Source organism: Pseudomonas sp. P135 (genome assembly GCF_020312125.1).
Classification (GTDB): Bacteria; Pseudomonadota; Gammaproteobacteria; order Pseudomonadales; family Pseudomonadaceae; genus Aquipseudomonas; species Aquipseudomonas fragariae.
In genome coordinates this window covers 118847-127126 of sequence record NZ_JAGPYR010000018.1, presented here as the reverse complement: position 1 = coordinate 127126, position 8280 = coordinate 118847, and the positions used below count along the sequence as shown (strand labels likewise).

The window sequence follows — 8280 nt, the reverse complement described above, 5'->3', positions numbered from 1 at the left end:
CAATACGAGCAGAACTGGCAAAGGCAACAACCTTAGATACTCAACCCCGACGCCGGGTTAAGGGATACGTTTCTCGGGGGCAAGGTCAGATAGCCACGCATTATGGGAAGGGAAATGATTAACGCAGAGAGGGGCAGGACGTACGGAATCGCCTCGCGCTCCCTACGCAATGAAGCGTCATCCATAGCGTAGGCAATGCGAATGTAAGGGAAGGCCAAAAGCGCTTCCATGCACCACTGCCACATCCGCGTCGTCGAGCAGCGCCTGCGCGACATCTTTGTCGGTGTGCAGTACTCGGCCGGTATCAAGAGGCCCGTCTTTGACTCAAGTCAGTTCAAGGATCTTGATCTGGATTGCAGGCATGGCCAAACCGGGAAAGGTAACCAAGGTTCATCAAGAGCATTCATCACAAGTAGCATCGGTATCCGCTATCCAGTGATTTTGAAAGGGCCCATGGATCATCATGGGCCCTTTCAAAAAACCACGGTAATCGTCAGTGCCTCAGATCCTGGCAGCCTGCGATTTGATGCAGCCCCTCAGTCCGGTGCGTTCTTCGATCTCACCCGAGCCGCTGATGTAACCATAGCGGGACAGGTTGGGCATTAGCGTCGCTGCGATGAACGTGATGGTTACTACGGCCGCGACGTAGAAGAAGAAATACTCCTCAATACCCTGCGACCGAAGCGACAAGGCGACGTATTCGGCGGTGCCACCGAATGCCGCGTTGCCGACGGCATAAGGAAAGCCCACACCCAATGCACGTACCGCTGGCGGGAACAGTTCAGCTTTGACGATACCGGCAATCGGGGTGTAGAGCGACGCGATTGCCAGGCCGCCAAATACCAGCAGGAACGCTGTAAATGGACTGCTGACTGATTGCAGTGAATAGAGCAGGGGGATCACCAGTAGCATGGCCAACCCGGAAAACAACAACATATGGACCTTGATTCCGATTCGGTCGGCGAGCAGACCAAAGAGTGGCTGACAAAACATGAAACCGACCAGGGCGGCCGTCATGATGAAGCTCACCGTTTCCGGACTAAACCCCGCAGAGATCACCAGAAATTTCTGCATGTAGGTGGTGAAGGTGTAGAAGTAAAGTGAACCGCCAATGGTAAACGCGACCACCAGTGCCACTGCGCGTTTGTGTTTGAACATGCCACGTAGCGAGCCGGCATCTTTGCGGTTCATTTCTTTTTTTGTGGCGGTTTCATGCATCGCGCGACGCAAATACACGACTACGATAGAACTAAAGGCGCCGATGAAAAAAGGAATTCTCCAGCCCCATTCCCGCAATTCCTCGCCGGTAAGGGTTTGTTGAAGTATGACCACGGTCATCAGGGCGAGGAGTTGGCCTGCGATGATGGTGAAGTACTGGAATGATCCATAGAAACAACGACGCCCAGGTGTCGCGATTTCACTGATGTAGGTGGCGCCGGTGCCGTACTCCGCGCCGACTGACAGACCCTGAATCAGCCTGGCAACGACAAGCAAAACTGGCGCCGCCACACCGATGGTTTCATAGGTCGGCATGACGGCAATCAACAAGGAACCGGCGCACATCATGAACACCGAGATAATCATCGATACCTTGCGGCCGCGGGTATCAGCAATCCAGCCAAAAATCCAACCGCCGAGCGGCCGCATGAAAAAGCCGACGGCGAAGACGCCGGCGGTTGCGAGCAACTGACTGGTGGTGTCGCCTTTGGGGAAAAACGAGCTCGCAAAATAGATGGCGGTATAGGCGTAAATGAAAAAGTCGTACCACTCCACCAGATTGCCCGAGCAGGCACCCATGATGGCTCTGACACGATTCGGACTTTTCATCTGATCGGACTTTTCAGTGTGGCGTGTTGAGTCGCTGGTTGATGCAGACATTTTGTTCACCCTTGTTTCAAGGCGAGACGATACGAGGCCCACGCTGATGCGTGTCCGACGTTGCTAGCTCGATGGGTTGATGTGCTTAACGCAAGTGCTGTGACCCTTCGACGACCAAGGCACATGAAGCGGGGGGGCGTATATGAGAGGTCAGCTGTTCGCTGACTGTATAAGGCGGGTCGGTCAGGTAACGGGAAAGGTAGTAAATCATGGCGGCAAGCCCTCGAATCTTATTCTTGTAGTCAGTCGATCGCTCTTGGCGTCGACGTTGATTGCACGCTACCGCAGAGTGACGAGGGTAATAAGCCGTCAGCCAGGTCTAACTGATATACCGAAATTCTATAGCTTGTCTTGCAGCCCCTGCGGGCTGGGGGATACAGCCGGCTATAAAGCCATTAGGTCCCATGCGACGCGGGCCCTGTGGCATTTCAGGAAACGCTAATGCGTTTACACTCATACTACTTCGACGCATTTCGCGCCGAGCCCGACTTTGACTGGCCTGGTAATGGATGTCGTTCAACTCAAAACCTTGATTCATGTGGCCGAGCTAGGCAGTCTCAGCAAGGCCTCAGACCGGCTTCACATCGCACAACCGGCACTCAGCCGACAAATTCGAATGCTAGAAAAAGAACTCGGCACCTACCTGTTTGATCGGCATGGACGAGGCATGGAGATTACCGATGCTGGTCGCGAGGTGCTGGCGCATGCCACTCGAATCATGGAAGAAATGGAATCCATTCGAAGTTCAGTGGTGGGCGGAAAGACCTCTTTTCGGGGAACGGTCGTCATCGGTACGACGCCGACGGTAGCGGAAATTGTCACCGTTCCTTTAGTGCGCAAAATCAAAGAGGCGCATCCGAATCTTGCCGTCAGGTTTTCCTCGGCCTTCAGCGGTTATCTGCTGGATTGGGTTCAGCGTGGCGAATTGGAACTGGCGATTTCTTACGATCCCCAACCCCTGCATACGCTGCGTATCGTGCCGGTGATGATGGAAAACTTGCTGCTGGTCGGACCTGCCAGTGCCAAGCTGCGCCTGGATGTGCCGGTGTCATTCGAGTCTTTGGCCGAGCAGCAGTTGGTGTTGCCAAGCGCCCGCCACAGTCTTCGCGTGATTCTGGATAATTGTGCGCGAGAAGTCGGCATCAAGCTCAAAACCAGCGTTGAAGCTGACTCCTTCGGCGCGATGATTGACCTGGTTCGTAATGGCTTCGGTTTGACAGCTTTGCCACTGGCATCAATTTACGCCCAAATCGAAGCTGGTGTGCTCAGTGCCGCCCCCTTGGTTGACCCTATTCCCATGCGCAAACTTGTTCAGGTTTTTCCTGCCGACAGGCGTGTCAGTCCGGCTGCCAAATTCGTCGGGGATGCCTTCATCGAAATTGCTGCCGACCTGGTCAATCGTAAGATTTGGGCTGGGCACATGCTTTGAGCCAACGGATTCGTTGGCCAGGTGAATCGTTCGTTTAAACGTAATTGCTCAGCTACTCACTCTATCCGCCTTTCTCACCACTGATGACATTGTCTTGAATCAACAAACACGACTGCCTGGCGTATTCGGCATTTTCATTTTGGGGATGCTGCAGGTTCTGGTCTGGGGAGGCTCGTTCTTCCTGATGGCCGTCATGGCCGACTCGATCATGAAAGAAACCGGCTGGGCCAGCCAATGGGTGTATGGCGCACTGTCTCTGAGCATTCTGGTTTCCGCGATGCTGGCGCCGTTGACCAGCCGGCTTATTGCCCAGTATGGCGGTCGCCCTATTCTGGCCAGTAGCGGTCTGGGCGTCGCCATCGGGTTGTTTCTGATGGCCAGTTCGACCTCGTTGCCGATGTTTTTTTTGTCTTGGGCTGTAATAGGTGTCGGTATGGCGCTGGGGTTGTATGAAGCGCTATTCGCCGCTTTAGGCTCTCTCTATGGGGAGCGAGCGGGCAGTGCGATTACGGGCATCACGCTTGTGTCCGGTTTTGCTACAACACTGTCATGGCCCGCGGTTGCGCTGGTCATCGAACACGTTGGTTGGCGCACGACGTGCGTGGCTTATGGAGTGTTATTGGTCATTGTCGTGGCGCCACTTTATCTCTGGGTTCTGGCGAGGGGCACGGGACCACTCATAAAAAGTCAGGTAGCGGGTGGCGAAAGTTTCTCAATCGACCGGCGGATCTACTTGTTGCTTACGCTGATTTTTGCTTTGGGTGCAGTGATCATGACGGCGATGTCGGTCCAGCTGATTTCATTGTTGCAGGGGCAGGGTTACTCGCTTGCAGCCGCCGTCGGACTGAGCGCATTGCTGGGGCCGAGCCAGGTAGGATCACGTGTTTTACAGGTGTTTTCGCGTACGCGACACCCGATCTGGACGACGTTGATCTCCGTGATATTCGTGGCAATTGGTCTGCTGATTGTGACCATCGCACCGGCAATGACTGCCCTGGGGCTGGTGATCTATGGCGCGGGTAATGGTTTGCGGGCGATCGTTCGAGGACTGCTGCCATTGGCCCTCATGTCGCCTACCCATTATGTTTTGCTGATGGGGCGCATGGCTCGGCCTTCGCTCATAGGACAAGCCTTGACCCCCCTTGCAGGCGGTTACCTGTTGCAGGCCTGGGGCGCTGGCGGTGTGCTTGCGGGACTGAGTGTGCTTGCCGTATTGAACGTGCTCTTGGTCTTGCTGCTCATTCGACTGGTATGAAAAAGAACGGCTCTGATTGCCATCCTTCCTGAGGATCCCGGCCGGCATCATTGGCGGTCAGCGACTCGAGTTCTTTATGATGATTTTGGCGATGAAACGGACTCCCCCTACTTTTCCCCCCACAAAAACGCCGGCTCTTGATGGACGTTACTGGACTCACTTAGAGCAGAACACCGCTGGAGCTCAAGTAAATACTCGCTTGGAAAAATCCAGAGTAAAATTTTGGAAGCTTTCAAGAAGTATGAAAAGGGAGATGGGGTGCTAGGGGGCGAGTGTTCGAATCACTCCGTCCCGACCATATTTTTCAATGAGTCAGCCCAATCTGAGAAGATTGGGCTTTTTCATGTGCGTGAGTTTTGAGTGACTCGCTGTCTCTCGATGGTTTTCAACTTTTCCAAAATGTCACAAACGGCCCGTGTGATCATTTTCTGACACCCTCTTTGCTGCCTACATCAGATATCCAGGTCCGAGCACTAGTCCCGTCCTAAACCATCTCATGGATCAATAGGTGATGCCGTCAGGCCCCAGTCAATCCTGTTTCCTTGCTGATCTGACGCTCCCACTTTTCACGCATTGGCGTGAGGTGGCCCCGCCGCTGAGGCTGAGTTAGAGAGGGCTATTGGAGCTTTGCGATTCGGTTCAGCTACTATCGCGTATCGCGCGAATCAATTTACGTATGGATGCACTGATGCTCAACGATTCCGATACCGTGGGAAGTGCTTTCAAGCGTGCCTTTTACCGGGTTGACGGTATAACGATGTATGCGTGTTGGGTGGTATGGGCGGGGATACTGATCTGGGACCTGCTTGGTTCGGGAAGCTCAGGTATCCACACGGTTGTCCTGATTCTGATAAGCCTTTTAAATCCTTTCCTGTTTCTACTGCTTGGTCTTTGGCGCTTACCCGGTTTGCTGACGGCGTTGATTATCATCGGTATCAATATCAGGTTTTTATTCGCTTGGCTTTGGGCCTGACGATCTATGTAAGACGCAGTATTGACGTCTGAAACCTTCTCCCGCACCAACGCTTTACCCGTAGGCCCGCGACACGAGCTCCCACTGGGCACCCACGGTCTCCAAAAAAACAATTTGACATATGTTATTTGTGATCACATATTTGCTTCATAAGAAAGCCAATATGAGTCACTCCCCATGACAGACCGTCCCATCCTCCTGCCGCCCATGCGCCAGGTCTCTCGCGATACCCTCCAGGACCAGGTCTACCGACAGATTCGTGAAGCACTGATGAGCGGGCGCTTTCAGCCGGGTCAGAAGCTGACGATCCGTGGTCTGGCCGAGGCGCTGGGTTCCAGTCCGATGCCGGTGCGCGAGGCGTTGAATCGTCTTAGCGCCGAGAACGCCTTCGAAGTCACCGAAACCGCCCGGCTGCGTGTGCCCATGATAACCCCGGAGCGGTTGCGCGAGATTCGCGACGCGCGGGTGGCGCTGGAAGGTCTGTTGGCCGAGAAAGCGGTGGTTCTGATCAACGACGCCGATCTTGCCGACATCAGCCAGCTTTGCGGGCAGATGCAGAAGGCTGCCGACAGCGTTGATGTCGCCCTCTATCTGTGGACCAACTTTGCCTTTCACCGACGCATTTATGCGGTGGCCAAGGCTGAGCTGATCGTTGCGGCGGTGGAGAATTTCTGGCTGCACATCGGCCCGTGTTTCGCGCTGGTTGCGCCTGACCGGGCGCACCTTCAACGCTCGATGGAAGCACACAACCGTATCGTCGAGGCTCTGGCGGCGCGTGACGGGGCGGCGGCTCGTGCAGCTGTCACCGACGACATCATGCAGGCTGCCGACTCTCTGACGCGCCTGATCGCAAAGAGCGACCGCTCCAGGTCGCGTGTCTCGGGAGTGAAAAAAGCATGAGTGTTCTCAATCGGCTGGTTCCCTATGCAGGGCTGCGCGTCCTGATTTCCGGCGGTGCAGCCGGGATTGGTGAGGTGTTGGCGGCGGCTTACCTGGAAGCGGGGGCAAAGGTACACGTGTGCGATGTCAGCGAGGCGGCCATTGCGGCATTCCTCGATCGCCATCCAGGCAGCGTCGCCACCCACGCAGACGTCGCTGATCCGGCGCAGATCGAAGCGGTATTCAGGGTGCAGCGGGCACGCTTCGATGGTCTTGATGTGCTGATCAACAACGCCGGGATCGCCGGTCCGACGGCAGGGATCGATGCCATTAGCGAAGAAGAGTGGCAGCGCACCATCGACATCAATCTCACCGGGCAGTACCGCTTCGCTCATCACGCTGTGCCGTTGCTCAAGGCCTCACCCAACGCTCACCTGATCCATATCGCCTCCGTCGCCGGTCGCCTGGGCTATGCCTGGCGCACCCCGTATGCCGCGACCAAGTGGGCGATTGTCGGGCTGATGAAGTCGCTGGCGTCCGAGTTGGGTGAAAGTGATATCCGCGTCAATGCCTTGCTGCCCGGTATCGTCGAAGGCCCGCGCATGGATGGAGTGATCCGGGCCCGTGCGCAACAAATGAACGTGCCGGAGGAGGAGATGCGCGAGGAGTACCTGAAAAAGATCTCGCTCAAGCGCATGGTCACCGCCGAAGACGTCGCCGCGATGGCGCTCTTTTTATGCTCGCCGGCCGCCCGCAACGTAACGGGGCAGGCCATCAGTGTGGATGGCAACGTCGAGTACCTCTGAGGATTCGCCCGATAGCAACGATGACCGGACCTCGTCCGAGTCATGTTCCACATCAGACTTCTCGCCAACAACAAGAATGGAGAATGCTCATGCCCAAAAAACGTCCGGTCATCATTACCTGCGCCGTAACGGGTGCAATTCACACGCCGTCGATGTCGCCTCATTTGCCGATCACGCCGCAGGAAATCGCCGATGCAGCCATCGGTGCCGCCGAGGCCGGGGCCTCGATCGTTCATTTGCACGCCCGCGACCCGCAGGACGGAAGGCCCAGTCAGGATGTCGACCTGTTTCGGCAGTTCCTGCCGCAGATCAAGGCCAAGAGCGACGTGGTGATCAATATCACCACGGGCGGCGCGCCGACCATGGGCGTGGAAGAGCGCTTGCAACCGGTGGCGCAGCTCAAGCCGGAACTGGCCTCGTTGAACATGGGGTCAATGAACTTCGGTCTGTATGAAATGCTGGATCGCTACAGCGAATTCAAGCACGACTGGGAGCGGCCCTATCTGGCCGAGAGCGACGACCGGATTTTCCGCAACACCTTCCGCGACATCGCGCACATTCTCAATACCTGTGCCGAGAACCGTACACGCTTTGAAATTGAATGCTATGACATCGGCCATCTGTATACCGCAGCACACTTCCTGCAGCGTGGGTTGCTCAAGGCGCCGATTTTCATCCAGTCTGTATTCGGTTTGCGCGGCGGGATCGGCGGGCACCCTGAAGACCTGGCGCACATGCGCCGTACGGCTGACCGCCTGTTTGGCGATGCCTATCAATGGTCGATCCTGGGTGCCGGTCGCAATCAGATTCCGCTGGGCACCATGGGCCTGTCGATGGGCAGCCATGTACGGGTCGGTCTGGAGGATTCGCTGTGGGACGGGCCGGGCAAACTGGCGGCGTCCAATGCCGATCAGGTCAAGCGTATCCGCACGGTGATCGAAGCGCTGGGCGGGCAGGTGGCAACGCCGGACGAAGCCCGTGAAATGCTCGATCTGAAGGGGCAGGACAAGGTTGATTTCTAGTCGCCGCAAAAATGTGTCATCTCAATAACAACAAGACA

Annotated in this window: 7 protein-coding genes and 1 pseudogene; 6 read left to right on the top strand and 2 right to left on the bottom strand. The window is 56.0% G+C overall.

All coding sequences use genetic code 11. The annotated features are described in order from the left end of the window. Positions 1 to 118 precede the first annotated feature (118 nt). Both KBY08_RS22160 and KBY08_RS22155 read right to left on the bottom strand, forming a co-directional pair. Positions 119 to 300 (bottom strand): annotated as a pseudogene (locus KBY08_RS22160) (aminotransferase class I/II-fold pyridoxal phosphate-dependent enzyme); the annotation flags it as partial. Positions 301 to 501: 201 nt separating this feature from the next. Further along, positions 502 to 1878, bottom strand: a complete 1377-nt coding sequence (locus KBY08_RS22155) for an MFS family transporter (RefSeq protein ID WP_011267480.1) — start codon at positions 1876 to 1878, stop codon at positions 502 to 504. Positions 1879 to 2383: 505 nt separating this feature from the next. Between KBY08_RS22155 and KBY08_RS22150 the strand changes: the two genes are divergently transcribed. The 6 genes from KBY08_RS22150 (at position 2384) to KBY08_RS22125 (ending at position 8242) form a co-directional block, all read left to right on the top strand. Beyond that, on the top strand, positions 2384 to 3307 hold the full coding sequence (locus tag KBY08_RS22150; protein ID WP_011267481.1) for a LysR substrate-binding domain-containing protein: 924 nt from the start codon (positions 2384 to 2386) through the stop codon (positions 3305 to 3307). A gap of 145 nt (positions 3308 to 3452) precedes the next feature. Beyond that, entirely contained in the window at positions 3453 to 4562 is a 1110-nt protein-coding gene (locus tag KBY08_RS22145) for an MFS transporter (RefSeq protein WP_011267482.1), read from the top strand. Between the two features lie 688 nt (positions 4563 to 5250). Further along, the gene (locus tag KBY08_RS22140; RefSeq protein ID WP_024652273.1) at positions 5251 to 5535 is read left to right on the top strand and encodes a hypothetical protein; all 285 of its coding nucleotides are present in this window, start codon (positions 5251 to 5253) and stop codon (positions 5533 to 5535) included. Between the two features lie 177 nt (positions 5536 to 5712). Further along, positions 5713 to 6435, top strand: coding sequence for a GntR family transcriptional regulator (locus tag KBY08_RS22135; protein WP_024652274.1), 723 nt, complete (start codon positions 5713 to 5715; stop codon positions 6433 to 6435). Then, entirely contained in the window at positions 6432 to 7220 is a 789-nt protein-coding gene (locus KBY08_RS22130; protein WP_011267485.1) for an SDR family oxidoreductase, read from the top strand. Before KBY08_RS22135 ends, KBY08_RS22130 begins: the two co-directional genes overlap by 4 nt. Positions 7221 to 7309: 89 nt before the next feature. Then, positions 7310 to 8242: a 3-keto-5-aminohexanoate cleavage protein gene (locus tag KBY08_RS22125; RefSeq protein WP_003407360.1), complete on the top strand. Its 933-nt coding sequence runs from the start codon at positions 7310 to 7312 to the stop codon at positions 8240 to 8242. Positions 8243 to 8280 lie beyond the last annotated feature (38 nt).